Origin of the sequence: Sphingomonas sp. FUKUSWIS1 (genome assembly GCF_000733135.1) — a bacterium.
GTDB classification, from domain to species: Bacteria; Pseudomonadota; Alphaproteobacteria; order Sphingomonadales; family Sphingomonadaceae; genus Sphingomonas; species Sphingomonas aerolata.
Genome location: NZ_JPJC01000023.1, coordinates 1 through 17,404, shown reverse-complemented (window position 1 = coordinate 17,404; position 17,404 = coordinate 1). Strand labels below are relative to the sequence as shown.

General features: G+C 66.4%; 17 protein-coding genes and 1 tRNA gene. 10 read left to right on the top strand and 8 right to left on the bottom strand.

Annotated features, from left to right (window positions below):
* A partial coding sequence (folP, locus tag sphsw_RS02595; protein ID WP_031439239.1) for a dihydropteroate synthase occupies positions 1-690 on the top strand: 690 nt, incomplete at its 5' end.
* A 104-nt stretch (positions 691-794) separates the two neighbouring features.
* Positions 795-1,679, top strand: coding sequence for a bestrophin family protein (locus sphsw_RS02590; RefSeq protein ID WP_031396098.1), 885 nt, complete (start codon positions 795-797; stop codon positions 1,677-1,679).
* Between the two features lie 43 nt (positions 1,680-1,722).
* On the opposite strand, the gene sphsw_RS02585 is transcribed toward sphsw_RS02590, so the two are convergent.
* Positions 1,723-3,138 (bottom strand): sigma-54-dependent transcriptional regulator, encoded by a 1,416-nt coding sequence (locus sphsw_RS02585; RefSeq protein WP_031439238.1) that lies wholly within the window; start codon positions 3,136-3,138, stop codon positions 1,723-1,725.
* A 207-nt stretch (positions 3,139-3,345) separates the two neighbouring features.
* On the opposite strand from sphsw_RS02585, the gene sphsw_RS18585 reads away from it, so the two are divergent.
* The 7 genes from sphsw_RS18585 (at position 3,346) to sphsw_RS02550 (ending at position 9,015) form a co-directional block, all read left to right on the top strand.
* Positions 3,346-3,468 carry an aa3-type cytochrome c oxidase subunit IV gene (locus sphsw_RS18585; RefSeq protein WP_031396100.1) on the top strand — a complete coding sequence of 41 codons (123 nt, stop codon included), beginning with the start codon at positions 3,346-3,348 and terminating at the stop codon, positions 3,466-3,468.
* Between the two features lie 4 nt (positions 3,469-3,472).
* On the top strand, positions 3,473-4,594 hold the full coding sequence (locus sphsw_RS02575; RefSeq protein ID WP_031439237.1) for an NAD(P) transhydrogenase subunit alpha: 1,122 nt from the start codon (positions 3,473-3,475) through the stop codon (positions 4,592-4,594).
* Positions 4,595-4,663: 69 nt separating this feature from the next.
* Positions 4,664-4,957 (top strand): NAD(P) transhydrogenase subunit alpha, encoded by a 294-nt coding sequence (locus sphsw_RS02570; RefSeq protein ID WP_031394789.1) that lies wholly within the window; start codon positions 4,664-4,666, stop codon positions 4,955-4,957.
* Between the two features lie 28 nt (positions 4,958-4,985).
* On the top strand, positions 4,986-6,419 hold the full coding sequence (locus tag sphsw_RS02565; RefSeq protein ID WP_031439236.1) for an NAD(P)(+) transhydrogenase (Re/Si-specific) subunit beta: 1,434 nt from the start codon (positions 4,986-4,988) through the stop codon (positions 6,417-6,419).
* 108 nt (positions 6,420-6,527) lie between these two features.
* On the top strand, positions 6,528-7,478 hold the full coding sequence (locus sphsw_RS02560; protein WP_052380809.1) for a hypothetical protein: 951 nt from the start codon (positions 6,528-6,530) through the stop codon (positions 7,476-7,478).
* A 75-nt stretch (positions 7,479-7,553) separates the two neighbouring features.
* Positions 7,554-7,629 (top strand) — tRNA-Val (locus sphsw_RS02555).
* Positions 7,630-7,695: 66 nt separating this feature from the next.
* Entirely contained in the window at positions 7,696-9,015 is a 1,320-nt protein-coding gene (locus sphsw_RS02550) for a M20/M25/M40 family metallo-hydrolase (RefSeq protein ID WP_031439234.1), read from the top strand.
* A gap of 22 nt (positions 9,016-9,037) precedes the next feature.
* Here sphsw_RS02550 and sphsw_RS02545 read toward each other — a convergent pair whose 3' ends face one another.
* The 4 genes from sphsw_RS02545 to sphsw_RS02530 form a co-directional block, all read right to left on the bottom strand.
* Complete coding sequence (locus sphsw_RS02545) at positions 9,038-11,473, bottom strand: hypothetical protein (protein WP_052380808.1); 2,436 nt, start codon at positions 11,471-11,473, stop codon at positions 9,038-9,040.
* A 53-nt stretch (positions 11,474-11,526) separates the two neighbouring features.
* A complete protein-coding gene (gene pncB / locus sphsw_RS02540) occupies positions 11,527-12,831 on the bottom strand; it encodes a nicotinate phosphoribosyltransferase (protein WP_031439232.1) in 1,305 nt (434 codons plus the stop codon).
* Between the two features lie 21 nt (positions 12,832-12,852).
* Positions 12,853-13,512: a dTMP kinase gene (locus tag sphsw_RS02535; RefSeq protein ID WP_031439231.1), complete on the bottom strand. Its 660-nt coding sequence runs from the start codon at positions 13,510-13,512 to the stop codon at positions 12,853-12,855.
* A gap of 142 nt (positions 13,513-13,654) precedes the next feature.
* Positions 13,655-13,933, bottom strand: a complete 279-nt coding sequence (locus sphsw_RS02530) for a chorismate mutase (protein WP_031439230.1) — start codon at positions 13,931-13,933, stop codon at positions 13,655-13,657.
* A 101-nt stretch (positions 13,934-14,034) separates the two neighbouring features.
* On the opposite strand from sphsw_RS02530, the gene sphsw_RS02525 reads away from it, so the two are divergent.
* Entirely contained in the window at positions 14,035-15,063 is a 1,029-nt protein-coding gene (locus sphsw_RS02525) for a polyprenyl synthetase family protein (protein WP_031439229.1), read from the top strand.
* Between the two features lie 78 nt (positions 15,064-15,141).
* Here sphsw_RS02525 and sphsw_RS02520 read toward each other — a convergent pair whose 3' ends face one another.
* The 3 genes from sphsw_RS02520 to sphsw_RS02510 form a co-directional block, all read right to left on the bottom strand.
* Positions 15,142-15,552, bottom strand: a complete 411-nt coding sequence (locus sphsw_RS02520) for a glycine zipper 2TM domain-containing protein (RefSeq protein WP_031439228.1) — start codon at positions 15,550-15,552, stop codon at positions 15,142-15,144.
* Positions 15,553-15,604: 52 nt separating this feature from the next.
* Positions 15,605-16,564 (bottom strand): cation diffusion facilitator family transporter, encoded by a 960-nt coding sequence (locus sphsw_RS02515; protein ID WP_031439227.1) that lies wholly within the window; start codon positions 16,562-16,564, stop codon positions 15,605-15,607.
* 127 nt (positions 16,565-16,691) lie between these two features.
* Positions 16,692-17,404: MutS-related protein (locus sphsw_RS02510; RefSeq protein WP_031439226.1), on the bottom strand; the 713-nt coding region annotated here is incomplete at its 5' end.

The following is a 17,404-nucleotide window of genomic DNA, read 5'->3' as shown; positions in this document are numbered from 1 at the left end:
ACGATGATCGATGTCGGCGGCGAATCGACCCGCCCCGGCGCGGCGGCGGTCTGGGAAGGCGACGAGATCGCCCGGCTCGTCCCCGTCGTCGAGCGGCTTGCCCGCGCCGGCGCGATCGTCTCGGTCGACACGCGCAAGGCCGGCGTGATGGCGGCGACGCTCGCCGCCGGCGCGCATATCGTCAACGACGTCGCCGCCCTGCTGTGGGACGACCGCGCGCTCGAGGTCGTCGCCGCCAGCGGCTGTCCGGTCGTGCTGATGCACTCGCCCGACCCCCGCGAGGGCGGCCACGGGCGGACCGGCTACGGAAACGTCGTCACCGACGTCTTCGACTGGCTCGAGGCGCGGATCGCCGCGGTCGTCGCGGGCGGCGTCGATCGCACGCGGATCATCGTCGATCCCGGCATCGGCTTCGGCAAGACGCTCGCCGACAATCTCGCGCTGCTCAACGGCCTGGCGATGTTTCACGGGCTTGGCTGCCCAATCCTGCTCGGGGCGAGCCGCAAGCGGCTGATCGGCGCGCTGTCGAACGAGGCCCCGGTCGGCGACCGGCTCGCCGGATCGCTCGCGCTCGCGCTCAAGGGCGTCGAGGCGGGCGTCCAGATCCTGCGCGTCCACGACGTTGCCGAGACCGTTCAGGCGCTGCGCGTCTGGCGCGGGATGCGTGACCTCGCACTCGTCGGCGGCTGACCCCGCGCCGATCTTCTGGTCACATGTTCGGGGCGGAATATCGCCGCATTGCAGCGAAATGCGCGATCGCGCATTAGACAAGGTGTCAGCAAGGAGCCTTTCGTTTGATCGTTACCGCAACACCGCGCCTCAGCCAGATCCTCAGCGAAGTGTGGCGCCCGTTGCTCGGGCTCTTTGTCTGGGACGTCGTGGTAACCATCACCTATTATGTCCTGCCCTTTCATGCGCCGTCGCTGCCGCTGACGCTGTTCGGCACCGCGCTCGCGCTGTTCCTCGGCTTTCGCGACAATTCCGCCTATCAGCGCTGGTGGGAAAGCCGCGGCCTCTGGGGGCTGATGACCAACGCCTCGCGCAGCCTTGCCCGCATGACGCGCAACCTGCTGCCCGAACCCGAAGGCCATGATCTCAAGCGCACGATCGTCCTGCGCCAGATCGCCTATGTAAACGCGCTACGCTGTCAGCTGCGCCGCCAGCCGGTCGCGCCCGATGTCCTGCGCTTCCTGTCGGAGGACGAGGCGTCGTTCGCACTCGCGCGGACCAATCCCGCCAACGGCCTGCTCGACGGCACCGGACGGCGGATCGACATCGCCCGCCGCAATGGCTGGATCGACACGATCCAGCAGGCCTCGTTCGAACGGCTGCTGGTCGATATCGCCAATGCGCAGGGCGGGATGGAGCGGATCAAGAACACCCCGCTGCCCAACCAGTACCGGTTCTTCCCGACGCTTTTCACCCGGCTGTTCTGCATCCTGCTGCCGATCGGGCTGGTCGAAACGCTCGGCTTCGCAACCCCGATCGGCTCGACGATCGCAGGGCTGATGTTCCTCGCCGTACTTCAGATCGGCGACGATCTCGTCGATCCGTTCGCGGACACGATCCACGACGTACCGCTCAACGCGATGTGCCGGACGATCGAGATCGACCTGCTCCAGGCGATCGGCGACGAGGCCCCCGAGCCGCTGAAACCGGTCAAGGGCGTGCTCTGGTAGGTCGCTGCCTTTAATCCAGCTCCAGGACAACGTCGCCTAGGGATCAGGCGACGTTGTCGATCCCGAGTTCGGCGAGCTTGCGGTACAGCGTCGACCGCCCGATCCCGAGCCGCCGCGCGACCTCGGTCATCCGCCCGCGATAATGACCGATGGCGAGCCGGATGAGGTCCGATTCGATCTCCTCCAGCGTGCGCAGATGCCCGTCTGCGCTGAACAGCGTCACACCACCGCCACCGGCCGCGGTCGCGGGCTCGGGCCGGCGACGGCTGCCGAGCGCCGCGATCTGCGGGAAATCGGCGCGTGTCAGCGCGTCACTCTCGCACAGCACCGCGGCGCGGAAGAGCGCATTCTGCATCTGCCGGACATTGCCCGGCCAGTCATATTGGACCAGCAGCGCCAGTGCATCGTCGGTGATGCCGAGCGGGCGCAGTCCCGGCTGCTGCGCGATCCGCGCGAGCAGATGGCGGGCAAGCGCCGGGATGTCGCCGGTTCGCTCGCGCAGCGGCGGGATCGTCACCTGCACCGCGTTCAGCCGGTAATAGAGGTCCTCGCGAAACCGGTCCGCCTCGACCTCGTCGATCAGCGTCGTGTTGCTCGCGGCGATCACCCGGACGTCGACCTGCTGCGGATGCCGCGCACCGAGTGCATGGACGTCGCCCGTATCGAGCAGATGGAGCAGCTTGATCTGCGCGTCGATCGGCATCGCGCCGATCTCGTCGAGGAACAGCGTGCCGCCGTCCGCCTCGCGAAACCGGCCGATCTTGCGCTCGAACGCGCCGGTAAACGCGCCTTCCTCGTGCCCGAACAGCTCGCTCTCGACCAGATTGGCGGGGATCGCGCCGCAATTGACGCTGATCATCGGGCGTTTGGCGCGCGGCGACGCCGCGTGGATCGCCTCGGCCACGACCTCCTTGCCGACCCCGCTTTCGCCTTCGAGCAGGATTGCGACGCGGCCGCGCGCGGCCTTGGCGGCGATCGCCAGCGCGGCGCGGAAATCGGGCGACGAGCCGACGATCTCGTCGAAGGCGAGCAGCGCGGGGATCTTCTCGGTCAGCGGGCGCAGCTCGCCCGCGGTCGTGCCGGCGACGACTGCATCGAGCGAGGCGAGCAGCCGGTCGGGCGCGAGCGGCTTGACCAGGAAGTCGGTCGCGCCCGCGCGCATCGCGTTCACCGCATGCTCGACCGATCCGTTCGCGGTCAGCATCAGGATCGGCAGTGCCGGGCGGCGATTGCGCAGCTCGGCGATCACCGCCGATGCGTCCTCATGCGGTGCGGAATGGTCGAGGATGATCGCGTCGAGCTGCATCCCGTCCTGCGTGCCGAGCGTGGCGATCGCCATCTCGCCGTCGCTCGCGAACACGGTCCGCCAGCCGCCACGCGACGCCAGTGCGGACACCAGCCGCCGTTGTGCAGGCTCGTTGTCGATCAATAGTAGCAGGCGCTGCCCGTTGCGCGTCATGGCGAATCCTGTCCCGTTTGCGGACAGTCTTTAGCGTTTTCAGGTAAAGGGCGACTTAAATATCGCTTTGGGGCGGTTGCGATGCGCTCCGACCATGTCGCCGCGGCTGTACGACGGCGTGAAGCCGGGGTTTGGAAGCGCGGGGGTTGAGGCTGGGGCATCGGCCCGATAAGGTCGCACCGATAACAGAATGGCGAGGGACGGATCATGGCGGACGATGCAAACATCAAGGGTCATGCTGCGACCTATGACAGCGTCATCGGCGTGATGAAGATCGGCGCGATCGCCTGTGCGGTGATCGTCGCGATCGTCATCTGGCTGATTTCCTGATCCGATGAAGATCGCCGTCCTCAAGGAGCAGGTGGACGGCGAGCGGCGGGTTGCCGCGACGCCCGAAACCGTCCGCAAGTTCGTCGCTTTGGGCGCGACGCTCGCGGTCGAGGCAGGGGCCGGCCAGTCCGCGTCGATCGCCGACGCCACCTATGCCGATGCGGGGGCGAGCGTCGCCGACCGGGCGGCGGCGATTTCGGGCGCGGACATCGTGCTCGGCGTGCAGGCGCCGGATCCGGCAACGCTGGCAGGCGTCGCGCCCGGCGCCTGGGTCGTCGCGAGCTTCAATCCCTTTGGCGAGCGCGCCCGGGTCGATGCCTATGCCGCGGCGGGCCTCGAGGCGCTGGCGATGGAGTTCATGCCGCGGATCACGCGCGCGCAGTCGATGGACATCCTGTCCTCGCAGTCGAACCTGTCGGGCTACAAGGCGGTGCTCGACGCGGCGGCCGAATATGGCCGCGCCTTTCCGATGATGATGACCGCGGCAGGGACGATCAGCGCCGCGCGCGTGTTCGTGATGGGGGTCGGCGTCGCCGGGCTCCAGGCGATCGCGACCGCGCGCCGGCTCGGGGCGCAGGTCTCCGCCACCGACGTCCGCGCCGCGACGCGTGAGCAGATCCAGTCGCTCGGCGCGAAACCGATCTTCGTCGAAAGCGTCGCCGGGATCGAGGGCGAGGGGACGGGCGGCTATGCGGGCGAGATGAGCCCCGAATATCAGGCCGCGCAGGCCGAACTCGTCTCCGGGCACATCGCCAAGCAGGACATCGTCATCACCACCGCGCTGATTCCCGGCCGCCCCGCGCCGCGGCTGATCTCGGCCGCGCAGGTCGCGAGCATGAAGCCCGGCTCGGTGATCGTCGATCTCGCGGTCGAACAGGGGGGCAATGTCGAGGGTGCGGTCGCGGGCGAGATCGTCGAGGTGAACGGTGTCAGGATCGTCGGCCATCGCAACGTCCCCAGCCGGCTCGCCGCCGACGCCAGTGCATTGTTCAGCCGCAATCTGTTCAACTTTCTCAGTGCCTTCTGGGACAAGGAGACGGGGCGGCCGGTGCTCGATGCCGAAATCGGCGACGCGATCCGGCTGACCCGCGACGGCGCGGTCGTCAATCCGCGTTTGCAGCCATGACCCGGCACGATACAAAACCCCGTTTGCGTCTCAACATTCGCAACATTCGCGGGGCTCAGGAGGGCTGAGATGGACTTTATCGCGATCCTGTCGATCTTCGTCATGGCCTGTTTCGTCGGCTATTATGTCGTCTGGTCGGTGACGCCCGCGCTCCACACGCCGCTGATGGCGGTGACCAACGCGATCTCCAGCGTGATCATCGTCGGCGCGCTGATCGCGTCCGCCGCGGCGGGATCGCCGGTCGCGAAATATCTCGGGCTGCTCGCGGTCGTGCTGGCGAGCGTCAACATCTTCGGCGGCTTTGCGGTCACCGCGCGGATGCTGGCGATGTACAAGAAAAAGGAACGGCCGGTCGCCAAGTGACCGTTACGGATCCGAGGGGAACTGAGTGATGCATGACGTAGCCGTGAACCCCTGGGTCGCGCTGGCCTATCTCGTCGCCGGCATGTGCTTCATCCTCGCGCTGCGTGGTCTGTCGAGCCCGGCGACGAGCCAGCGCGGCAACCGGTTTGGCATGATCGGCATGACGATCGCGGTCGTCACGACGCTGGTCACGCATCTCAACGTTGGCATCTGGGAGATCGTCGTCGCGATCGGCATCGGTGCCGCGATCGGGCTCGTCACCGCCCGGCGGATCGCGATGACCGCGATGCCGCAGCTCGTCGCCGCGTTCCATTCGCTGGTCGGGCTTGCCGCAGTGCTGGTCGGGGTTGCGGCCTATCTCAACCCGCAGGCATTCGGCATCTCGGACCTGATGATCCCGCTGCTTGGCGATCCGGTCGCGATCATTCGGCCGGTCAGTCGGATCGAACTGGGGCTGGGCGTCGCGATCGGCGCGATCACCTTCTCGGGCTCGGTCATCGCCTTCCTGAAACTCAACGGCAACATGGGCGGCAAGCCGATCATGCTGCCCGGGCGCCACGTCATCAACATCGCGCTGCTTGCCGCGATCCTCGGGCTGATCGCCTATTTCGTCACCAATCAGGAGCCGTGGATCTTCTGGACGATCACGGCCTTGAGCTTCGTGATCGGCTTCCTGCTGATCGTACCGATCGGCGGCGCCGACATGCCGGTGGTCGTCAGCATGCTCAATTCCTATTCGGGCTGGGCGGCGGCGGCGATGGGCTTCACGCTCCACAACACCGCGATGATCATCACCGGCGCGCTGGTCGGCTCGTCGGGCGCGATCCTCAGCTACATCATGTGCCGGGCGATGAACCGCAGCTTCATCAGCGTGATCGCCGGCGGGTTCGGACAGTCGGCCGAGGCCGGCGGCCCCGCGGCCGCCAGCGACCGTCCGTGGAAGCGCGGCTCGGCAGAGGACGCCGCCTTCCTGATGAGCCAGGCCGAACAGGTCGTCATCGTGCCCGGCTACGGCATGGCAGTCGCCCAGGCACAGCACGTCCTGCGCGAGATGGGCGACAAGCTGAAGGCGGAAGGGGTGCGCGTGAAATACGCGATCCACCCCGTCGCGGGGCGCATGCCAGGCCATATGAACGTCCTGCTGGCAGAGGCGAACGTGCCCTATGACGACGTGTTCGAGCTCGAGGACATCAACAGCGAATTCGCGCAGACCGACGTGGCTTTCGTGATCGGCGCGAACGACGTCACCAACCCGGCGGCAAAGACCGACAAATCATCGCCAATCTATGGCATGCCGGTGCTCGACGTCGAGAAGGCGAAGACCGTGCTGTTCATCAAGCGGTCGATGGGCGGGGTCGGCTATGCCGGGGTCGACAACGACTTGTTCTATCGCGACAATACGATGATGCTTCTGGCGGATGCGAAGAAGATGGTCGAAGACATCGTCAAGGCGCTCGACTGACGGCGTCCGCCTGTCCGCCTGTCCGCCGGATCCGCCGAGAACCGACCCATTTGGCGTGTGAATCCGGTACGATCTATGGCCTAATCGCGTCTGGCGGGGGATGCGGCAATGACGGCGATCGACGCGCTATCGGCGGACATACGCTATGATGGCGGTGCCGCTGCGGTTCTGATTGCGGACCTTGGCGGTGCGGGGGCAGGGGATCGGCTCGCGATCGCGCTGGACGCGCTGGGCGGACGCCTGATTGCCCGGATCGACTGGCACGTCCCGCTCGATCGGTCCGCAACACCGCGTATCATTCTGGTCGATACGGTGGGGATCGACGCGCCGCTGCTCGCCGGGCGGATGGCGCAGATTGTGGCCTGGGCCGCCGATACCGATGCTGCGCTGGTGGTCGCGCTGCGGCCCGACCAGATCGACGCGATCACCGCACTGACGCTAGGCGGTGCGACATCGCTGCTCGTCGATCCCGGGATCGGCGAGTGCGTCGCCGCGGTGGCGATCGCGATCGAACGATCGCGCCAGCCCGCCGGGGTCTTCGACGTCACCCGCGAAAGCGACGGGGCCCGGCTGGAGCGTCTAAGCGCGGAGGTCGGGCGCATTGCCGAGGCGCTTGCCCGGCTGACACAGGCAGATCATGATCGACCGTCCGATCCCCCGGCGATCGTCGGCGATCGATCGGTCGCCTATCAGGCAGCGCCCGGGGCGACGCAACACGACGCGACCGACATTCGACGCGCGATCCGCGCGCGGCGGCTTCGCGACCAGTTTTTCGGCGGCACGCTGTTCGAGGATCCGGGCTGGGACATGCTGCTCGATCTCTACGCCGCCGATCTCGAGCGGCGCCGTGTGTCGGTATCGAGCCTGTGCATCGCCGCAGCCGTCGCGCCGACGACGGCGTTGCGCTGGATCGCGCGCATGACCGATAGCGGGCTGTTCGAACGCCAGCCGGATCCGCATGATCGCCGCCGCGCCTATATGGCGCTGTCGCCGCCCGCGCGCGATGCAATGCGCGGCTATTTCGGCGCAGTCTTGCGCAACGAGTTGCGGATCGCCTGAACGCATGCGCTTTGGGGCTTGCCCCGACGCCGCAGCTTTGGCATCGAACCCCGACCTCAGGGTCTCATCCCGAGAGGGCGCTTAGCTCAGCTGGTAGAGCGGCTCGTTTACACCGAGTAGGTCGGCGGTTCGAACCCGTCAGCGCCCACCATATCTCCCGACACTGGACGCAGCGGCCGAACCCCGCTTTCATGCTGCCAAGGGAGATGCGAGGCTTATGGCACGACAGAAATTCCGGTGGGTCGCGACGGTGTGCGGGGGTATCCTACTCGCAGGGGCCGCGCAGGCGCGCCTCACGCCGTCAGAAATGCGGGCCGTCGCGACCGTCGATGCCGAGCATGAGCGCTCGATCGCACTGCTCAAGACACTCGTCGACCAGAACAGCGGCACGATGAATCTCGAAGGGGTCGCCAAGGTCGGTGCGATGGTCCGTGCTGAGCTCGAACCACTCGGCTTTGCGGTGACCTGGAAACCGATGCCACAGACGCAGCGGGCGGGACATCTGATAGCGCGGCACCCGGGCAAGCTTGGCGCCAAACGCCTGTTGCTCATCGGTCATCTCGACACCGTTTTCGAGCAGGATTCACCGTTTCAACGGTTCGAACGCAAAGGCGAGAGCGCGACGGGGCCAGGTGCGGGCGACGACAAGGGCGGGATCGTCGTGATGCTGTCGGCGTTGCGGGCGATGAAGGCCGCCGGCCTGCTGGACGCCGCCGATATCGAGATCGTGCTGACCGGCGATGAGGAAGATGCGGGCGACCCGGTGGCGATCGCGCGGGGCGATCTGATCGCAGCGGGCAAGCGCGCCGACATCGCGCTCGACTTCGAAGGCCTGTCGGTCGTCGAGGGTCGCGACATGGGATCGATCGCACGACGGTCGTCGAACGGATGGGTGCTCACCACGTCGGGCAAGACCGGGCACTCGTCGCTGATCTTCTCGGACGCCTATGGCGACGGCGCCATCAACGAAATGGCCCGGATCCTGGCGGCATTTCGAAAGGATCTGCCCGAACCCAACCTGACCTTCAATACGGGCGTGGTCGCGGGCGGTGCGACGGCGGCGCTCGACAGCGACGCCGTCCGGGCGAGCGCGACGGGCAAGGGCAATATCATCCCTGCAACCGCGGTCGCCCGTGGCGACTTCCGAACCCTGAGCGAAGATCAGACCATGCGGGTCCGTGCGAAGATGGAGCGGATCGTCGCGGCGCATGCGCCCGGCACGAATGCCACGATCCGGTTCGAAAGCGGGTATCCCGCCATGCCGCCGACGGTGGGAAATCGCGCGCTGCTCGACCGGTTGAATCTGGTCAATCGCGACATGGGATTGCCCGAGATGACGGCGCTCGATCCGCTCAAGCGGGGTGCGGGTGACATTGCGTTCGTCGCGGGTGACGTCGACGGGCTGATCGGGCTCGGAACCGCGAGCAGCGGTGATCATGCACCGGGGGAGACGGTCGACCTTGCGAGCATTCGCCGTCAGGCCAAGCGCGCCGCGATCCTGATGGCCCGCCTCTCACGCGAGCCAAAGGATCTGTGACAAGGCTCGACGCCTCTCTGGGCTAGCGGTCGACGACGTTCGGCTTGGCGGTCGCAACGACTGAATCATCGTCGCGCAGCTTGAGGAACAGCGTGTCGGTCGGGCGCGGAATGGCGACCGTACTGGCGGTATAGCCGTCGGGAATTGCCGCAACGCCGGTGAACTGCGCGTCTCCGCCAACAGCGGCGAGCAGATACAGCGCGTCACCGGTCAGCAGGCAGCGCGGCGCGCCCTTGTCGCATGTCACGCCCGTGATGGTCGGCAGGCGGACGAGGGTGACGAGTGGCGCCCAGTCGCTTTCCGCACCGTCCTGCAGGAGGCGGTATCGCAGCGGGCCATAGGCCGATACGCCCAGCGCCTTGGCCGGTTCGATCGTCGCAATCGCGACTTGTGCACTCTGGACGCGGTAGCCGTTCGCTGCGGCGATGACCGTCGACGCGCGTCCGTCGACCGTGGCGATCTCGACCTGTTCGCGTCCGCTGAACCGGGTCGCCCCCGCGCCGCGGAGCGAAAAGGTCAGGCTGGCATCGACCGACATGACGGTGCCCGACGGCAATGTGATCGGCAGCGACGCTGCGTGCGCCGCCGGGGCGAAGGTCTTGTCGATGAGTGTGACCGACGGCCGCGCGGGAGCGACATGCACGGCGACCGGCAGCACGCGACCGTCCTTCAGCGTCACCCGCCCCGATCGATCCTGGCCTACGGTCCAGGCGGCGACCGGAGCAGGCGTGTGGACCGTCATGACGCGTTCGTCGGCCTTGCCGGTCCGTACCACCGCACCAGGGCTGAATACCGCGCCATCGACGCTCAGCGAGGCGACGGTGTCCAGCCGTGTGCCCGTCAGGACACCATGAAGATCGCCGGCGTGCAGCGTGAACGCGTCGATCCGCCCCGTCTCCGTCAAGGCGGTCAGGGCGATCGTGTCGACGTCTGCGATTCCCTGCTGGCGGACGAGCAGGCTGACCTGCCCCGCCGCGATCTGCGCCTTCGGGATCGTTGCAGTGATCCGGCCATCCGGCAATGCGGCCCATTTGAGCGGCTCGGTCGTGCCGGAGGTGCGGGCGAGCGCGATGTCCTCGACACAGGCGGCTGCTCCGCCCTCGATCGTCAGGCTGTTATCGCGTCCGGCGATCACCGTGGTGCCCTCGATCGCGCGCCAGCTGTTCGCGCGCGGACTCTGGATGCGAAAGCGTGGACCGTCGAACGGGGTGAAGCCCCATACGCCGTGAAGCGTGGCGTCAAAGCTGACTCGCAGATCGCCGCCGTAGCTGCCCGGGCCGGCGAGAAGGAAACCCCCGCGTTCGACATCGGCGCTGACCGGCAGATCGAGCGTGCTGCCGTCGGCACGCGTCACGCGGACCGCCATCGCATGCGCATAGCGCGTGGCATAGATCAGCGGCGCGCCTTCGACTGGAAGCAGCACACCCTCTCGTGCTCGACACAGCGCGCGACCGGGCGCGATCGTCCGCAGCGGCGGCGGCTCGGGCGCCTCGATCGCCGGAAGCGCCGCGACCATGACCGACTTGGGCTTTGCAAAGGAGGGGGCGGCGTTCAGCAACAGCGACAGGCGCGCCTCTGCCGCACGGCCGAGGGCGGGTATATACTGGAACTGGGTCGACTGGAATGCGCCAAAAATCCGGGCAAGATCGCGAACGACACCGATATAGGAGCTGTAATAGCCGTATCCGGCCTCGGGTGTTGCGGCGAGTTGCAAGGCCAGATCGGTGGGGGCGCCGACGAGGGTTTCGGTCAGCGATGCGCTGTGACTGTCGGCCAGCAGTAGCGAGCTTCGGCTCTGCGTCAGGCAGGCCGCCTGGAGATCGATCGCCTGCTCGAGGCATTCGGCCTTGAGCGTGATTGACAGGCTGCGGGTCAGGACGGGTGATACGGTCTCGATCCGTTCAGGATGCGTGCGCTCGAGGCGGTGGATCGAGTCCAGGAACGTGTCGAGCCGCGCGCGGTCGAGCGACGCCTGGTTGAGCTCCTGCGAGGCGCGGACGAACGCGCCGGGCTGTTTGCGGACGGCGTCGACGATCGAGTCATAACCCCCGCCGGTTTCCGGCGCGAGGAAGAGGATCAGCTGGCGTGCGCCAGCGGGCACGGTCAGGTCGAGAGTCTTTTTCTTCCGCTCCCACGTCTTGGCCTGCGTGAACCAGTTTTTGGGGGGCGGATTGGTCGCGCCGCGCAAGAATGCGGCCACCAGCAGGTAATGGACACCCTGATCACGGGGTAAATCCGCACTCACCGCGATCCGGTCGCCTTCGCTGAGATTGGGCACCTGCCCGATCGGCAACCTCGTCGCACCGTGCGTCACCATGACGTTCAGCGCCGGACCAGACAGGTCGAAGGCCGCGGGGTCAGCCTGTGCCGGGGTGAGCGGCAGCAGCGCGGCGAAGAGCAGCGCGATGCGTCCCGACCAGGTAATCGACGCGCCGAGGGGGAATCGCGAAACAGCCATGGGCGCTACCCGTGGCGGCAGGGCATGGCCATTTTAGGGCGGTGGCGCAGGGTCTAGACCGCGACCTTCGCGTTCGTGCGGCCCTCGTCGCCGAAGATTCGCAGGTACCGGGCAATCTCGCCCGGATCGCCGGTCGCCTTGGCCGGATTGTCCGACAGCTTGACCGCCGGGCGTCCATTGGCCTGCGTGACCTTGGCAACCAGCGAAATCGGCTCGAGTCCGGCCATGCCATCGGGGTCGCACCCTCGGAAGTCGTTGGTCAGATTGGTCCCCCAGCCAAAACTCATCCGCACCCGGCCGTGGAAATGCCGATAAGTCTCTTCGATCGTGTCGACATCCATGCCGTCCGAAAAGATCAGCAGTCTCGTTTTAGGGTCGCGACCCTGTGCCTTCCACCAGGCAATGATCGCTTCGCCACCGGCGATCGGGGGTGCACTGTCGGGGCGGAAGCCCGTCCAGTCGGCGACCCAGTCGGGCGCGTTCGCGAGGAACGCGCTCGTTCCGAACGCGTCGGGCAACGCGATCAGCAGATTGCCGCCATAATGGCGTCGCCAGTCATCGAGCACCCGGTAGGGCGCATCCGCTATCCCCCGGTCGTCGTCGGCCAGTGCGGCATAGACCATCGGCAATTCATGCGCGTTGGTGCCGATGGCTTCCAGATCGTTATCCATCGCCAGCAAGACGTTCGACGTGCCGATGAAGCGGCTGCCAAGCCCTTCCTTGAGCGCCTCGACGCACCAGCGCTGCCACAGGAAGCCATGGCGGCGGCGCGTGCCGAAGTCGGACAGGACCAGATCGGGCAGATCCCTCAACCGTTCGACTTTGTCCCACAATTTGGCCTTCGCACGGGCATAGATCACGTCGAGCGCGAAACGTCCGCGATCGCGGACCGCCGCGCGCGCGCGCAATTCATTGATGATCGCGAGCGCGGGGATTTCCCACATCGTCGTTTCCGCCCAGCAGCCCTCGAAGCGCAGCTCGAACTGTCCGTCGACGGTCCGCAGCTCGTATTCAGGCAGCCGGAAGGCGGCAAGCCACTGCAGGAATTCGGGCGCAAACATGCGATCCTGGCCATAGAAGCTGTTGCCAGCGAGCCAGATCAGCTCCTTCTTCCCGAACCGCACCGTGCGCGCATGATCGAGTTGCGCGCGCAGTTCGCCTTCGTCGATGATGTCCGCCAGCCGCACGCTCGTCGTGCGGTTGATCAGGGTAAAGGTCGTCTGCACCTTGGGATGCAGGTGACGGATCATCTGCAACATCAGCAGCTTGTAGAAATCGGTATCGAGCAGGCTGCGGACGATCGGATCGAGCCGGAAGCCGTGGTCATAGGTACGCGTGGCAATATCGGTGACGGCCATGCCGATCTCCTTCCGGGGCGTTCAGCGCAGCAATGCAACGATATCGCGTGCAATGTCCGCTGGCAGTCGCGAAGCGCCGGCCGTGACCGTTGATACGGTCGCCCAGCGGCCGAGCAGCCCTGCCGCCGCCATCGCGGCATAGTTGACGCGGACGCGGTCCTGGAGCCCGGTATCCGCTTCGTAAGCGTCGAACGCATCGTCGGTATAGGAGCGCTTGCGCTTCTGGCGGATCAGCCCGCGTGCAATGTCTGCCGGCGTATCGAGGTAGACGGATAGATCAGGCGTCGGCAGGGCAAAGCTGCCCGTTTCGAGATCCGCGATCCAGGCCATCATCGTATCCGCTTCGTCGACGGGCACCTGCGCCGCCTGATACGCCATGTTCGACGCGATATAGCGGTCAAACACGACGACGTCGTTCGCCGCCATCGTCGCCATCAGGTGATCGCGCGATTCCATCCGGTCGAGCGCGTAGAGCACGGCGGCGGCCTTTGGTGACGTGCCGCGTGGCAGCGTGCCCGCGAGCATCGCCCCCAGCGCCCAGCCGCCGACCGTGTCCGTATAGCGCGGGAACGAAATGACCGCGGCGCTGCGTCCGGCGGCCTGCAACTGCTCGACGACCAGTGCGGAGGCCGTGGCCTTACCGGCGCCGTCGGCGCCTTCGATAGCGAGGAGGAAGCTCATCGCGCTCCCCTAACCGACCCGCGCGTGCAGGTCGATAAAGCTGTGCTGTAGCAAATTATACGGGGCCGTGCGGTCTGGCGGAGACGCCGCGCCGCCTTGGCGATGCCGTGCAGCGCTCAAGCTGCCGTCACCGCCCAGCGTGTCATTCGCAAAGTTTCTGGTGGTGGCGGATCACCTCGTCGATGATGAACCGTAAAAACTTTTCGGAGAATTCCGGATCGAGCTGGGCTTCCTCGGCGAGCCGACGCAACCGCGCAATCTGACGCTCCTCACGTCCGGGATCGGCAGCCGGCAGACCGTGCTCCGCCTTGTGCCGGCCAACCGCCTGCGTCACCTTAAACCGTTCGGCAAGCATATGAATCAGCGCCGCATCGATGTTGTCGATGCTCTGGCGATAGCCGCTCAGCAGGTCGTCGGGCATCGTGTAACCTCCACCTATTGCCGTCGCCTGCCTTTTGGTGAGGGTTTGCCGAGCCGGCAAGGGTTGCTTTGCGAGGCGGTAGCCGTCAGAGGCACGGGCAGATGAGCGCCACCGTCCACCGCCTCGACTCCCCTCGTTCGAATCCCGGGCCACAGCCTTCGCTGGACCCGATGGTCAAGCTCGTCACCACCGACATGGACCAGGTCAATGCGGTGATCGTCGCGCGCATGACCTCCGATATTCCGTTGATCCCCGAACTGGCGGGTCATCTGATCGCGGGCGGGGGCAAGCGGATGCGCCCGATGCTGACGCTCGCGAGTGCACAGCTGCTGGACTATGCCGGGACGCAGCATTACCTGCTCGCGGCGGCCGTCGAATTCATCCACACCGCGACGTTGCTGCATGACGACGTCGTCGATGGCTCCGACCTGCGGCGTGGGAACCGCACCGCGAACATCATCTGGGGCAATCCTGCGAGCGTATTGGTCGGCGACTTCCTGTTCAGCCGCAGCTTCGAACTCATGGTCGAGGCGGGCAGCCTGAAGGCGCTCAAGATCCTCTCATCGACCAGCGCGGTCATCGCCGAGGGCGAGGTCAATCAGCTGACGGCGGCCCGCCGCGTCGATCTGGGCGAGGAGCGCTATCTCGACATCATCGGCGCAAAGACTGCAGCGCTGTTCGCTGCCGCCTGCCGAATCGCTGCCGTGGTGGCCGATCGGCCCGAGAATGAAGAGGCGGCACTCGACGCCTATGGCCGCAACCTCGGGATCGCCTTCCAGCTTGTCGACGACGCGATCGACTATGTCTCGGATGCGGACACGATGGGCAAGGATGCGGGCGACGATTTCCGCGAAGGCAAGATGACCCTGCCGGTGATCCTCGCTTATGCGCGCGGGTCGGCCGAGGATCGTCAATTCTGGAAGGATGCGGTCGAGGGGCGTCGCGACACCGACGCCGACCTGCAGCATGCCGTGCGCCTGATCCGGGCAACCCGCGCGATCGACGACACGTTTGCGCGAGCGCGGCATTATGGTCAGCGGGCGATCGATTCGATTGCGGGCTTTGCCAATGGCGAGGCGAAGGACGCGATGATCGAAGCGGTCGAGTTTGCGGTGGCTCGCGCTTATTAAGTTCAACCGGCTGAGGCAGACACAATAACAGCGGCCGATCGCTCGGCCGCCGTATCTTCATTTACCGAGCAAAAAAGCTCAGCGGCACTTGACGTTACCGCGGTCGACCGACCGTCCGAGCAGTGCACCGCCACCGGCACCCGCCAGCGTTCCGAGCGTGCCGCCGCCGATCAGATTGGCAAGAACGCCGCCACCGAGTGCGCCGATCACGAGCCCGGTCGTGCCATCGTTGCGCTTGCAATAGGCCCGGCCATCGTTGCCGCGATAGATCCGGTCGTTGCGACCGAGCCGACGCTCGCGGTAGTTGCCGTTCTGATAGCTGCGCGACGGATCCCAGTTGCGGTCGTCACCGCGCCAGTTGCGGTCGTTGCCGCGGCGCGAATCATTTCCCCGGCGGTCGTCATGACGCTGAGCAGCGGCTTCGACAGGCACCATTGCGGGGGCGACCACGGCGACGGACATGAGCGCAGCGATAAAATGCTTCTTCATCGGGTATTACTCCAGAACTATACTAGGATAACCCGCGCAACGCCCCAAAGGTTCATATCGCCGTGTGGCGCGTCATCGAGCATGGCTGACCGTCGCCCGTCTCGACCTGCAACGTGGCATGGCCGATCCCGAAACGCTCCTGCAGCATCGTGCGGGTCGAGGTGAGGAACGGATCGCCGGGATGGCCGCCCGGCATGACCAGGTGCGCGGTCAGGACGGGCTCCGTCGTGCTCATCGGCCAGATGTGCAGATCATGGATCGCCGTCACGCCGGGCAGGGTGCATAGCGCCTCGTCGACCTGGTCGAATTCGATCCCGCGCGGCACCGCGGACAGCGCCATTTCGACGGTCTCACGCAGCAATCCCCAGGTTTGCCAGAAGATCAGGACCGCGATGACGATGGAGACCGCCGGGTCGATCCAGGAGATCCCGGTCTGCCAGATCAGCACGCCCGCGATCACGACCCCCGCCGATACCAGCGCGTCCGCGGCCATATGCAGATAGGCGCCACGGATGTTGACGTCCCCCTTGCGACCGCGCGCGAACATCCAGGCGGTGATCGCATTCACCGCGATGCCGATCCCGGCCACCATCGATACGGTCAGGCCCGCCGTGGGCGTCGGATCGGCGAAACGCTGTGTCGCTTCGAGCAGGATCGCCCCCAGCGCGACGAGCAACAGTAGCGCGTTGGTCAACGCCGCAAGGATCGTCGATCCCTTCAGCCCATAGGTAAAGCGCTTGGTCGGCTCGGTTCGCGCGAGCATCGTCCCGCCCCAAGCGACGACCAGGCCCAGCACGTCGGAGAGATTATGCCCGGCGTCCGCGAGCAGCGAAACCGAGTCGATCCGCACTCCGACCAAGGCCTCGACCGCGACAAACACGACGTTGAGCCCGATCCCGATCGCAAACGCGCGGTCGAACGATGCCGGAGCATGGCTGTGTGCATGTGCGTGCCCATGTCCTGCATGCCCGTGTGCATGCCCGTGTGCATGCCCGTGCCCGTGTCCGCCCAAAGCCCATGCTCCAATGATTCGGCCGGCGCGTAGCATCCGTCTTGCATGTGATACTAGGACGCCGCGCGATGGGATTGCAGGCCGGGGGCAAGTATCGGCAATACAGTGGTTTTCGCCGGGTTTGCGCTCAGCCCTCGGTCGCGAGCGCCTTCAACCGGTAAAGCGCGTCGAGCGCGTCGCGTGGGCTCATCGCATCGATGTCGAGCTTCGCCAGGTCTTCGCGCAGCACGTCGCACGCCACCTCCTCGATCTGCGCGGCGGCCGCGAACAGCGGAAGATCATCCAGCCCCGCCGCCAGACCGCCAGTTTTGGCACGCCCGGCTTCCAGCTTGGCAAGTACCGCTTTCGCACGCTGCACAGTGACCGGCGGCATGCCGGCGAGGCGCGCGACGGCCAGGCCGTAGCTGCGATCCGCCGGCCCGTCGGCGAGTTCGTGGAGCAGGACGAGTTCGCCCTTCCACTCGCGCGCGCGAACGTGGTGCAGCGACAGCGCCTCGCAGCGTTCGGCGAGCCGGGTCAGCTCATGATAATGCGTGGCGAACAGGCAGCGGCACCGATTGTCCTCATGGATCGCCTCGACCACGGCCCAGGCGATCGCGAGGCCGTCATAGGTCGAGGTGCCACGACCGACCTCGTCGAGGATCACGAAGCTCCGCGGCGTCGCCTGTGCGAGGATGGCGGCGGTTTCGACCATTTCGACCATGAAGGTCGAGCGGCCGCGCGCGAGATTGTCCGACGCGCCGACGCGACTGAACAATCGGTCGACGAGACCCAGCGTGGCCTTGGTCGCCGGCACATAGCTTCCGGCCTGCGCCAGGACCGCGATCAGTGCATTCTGGC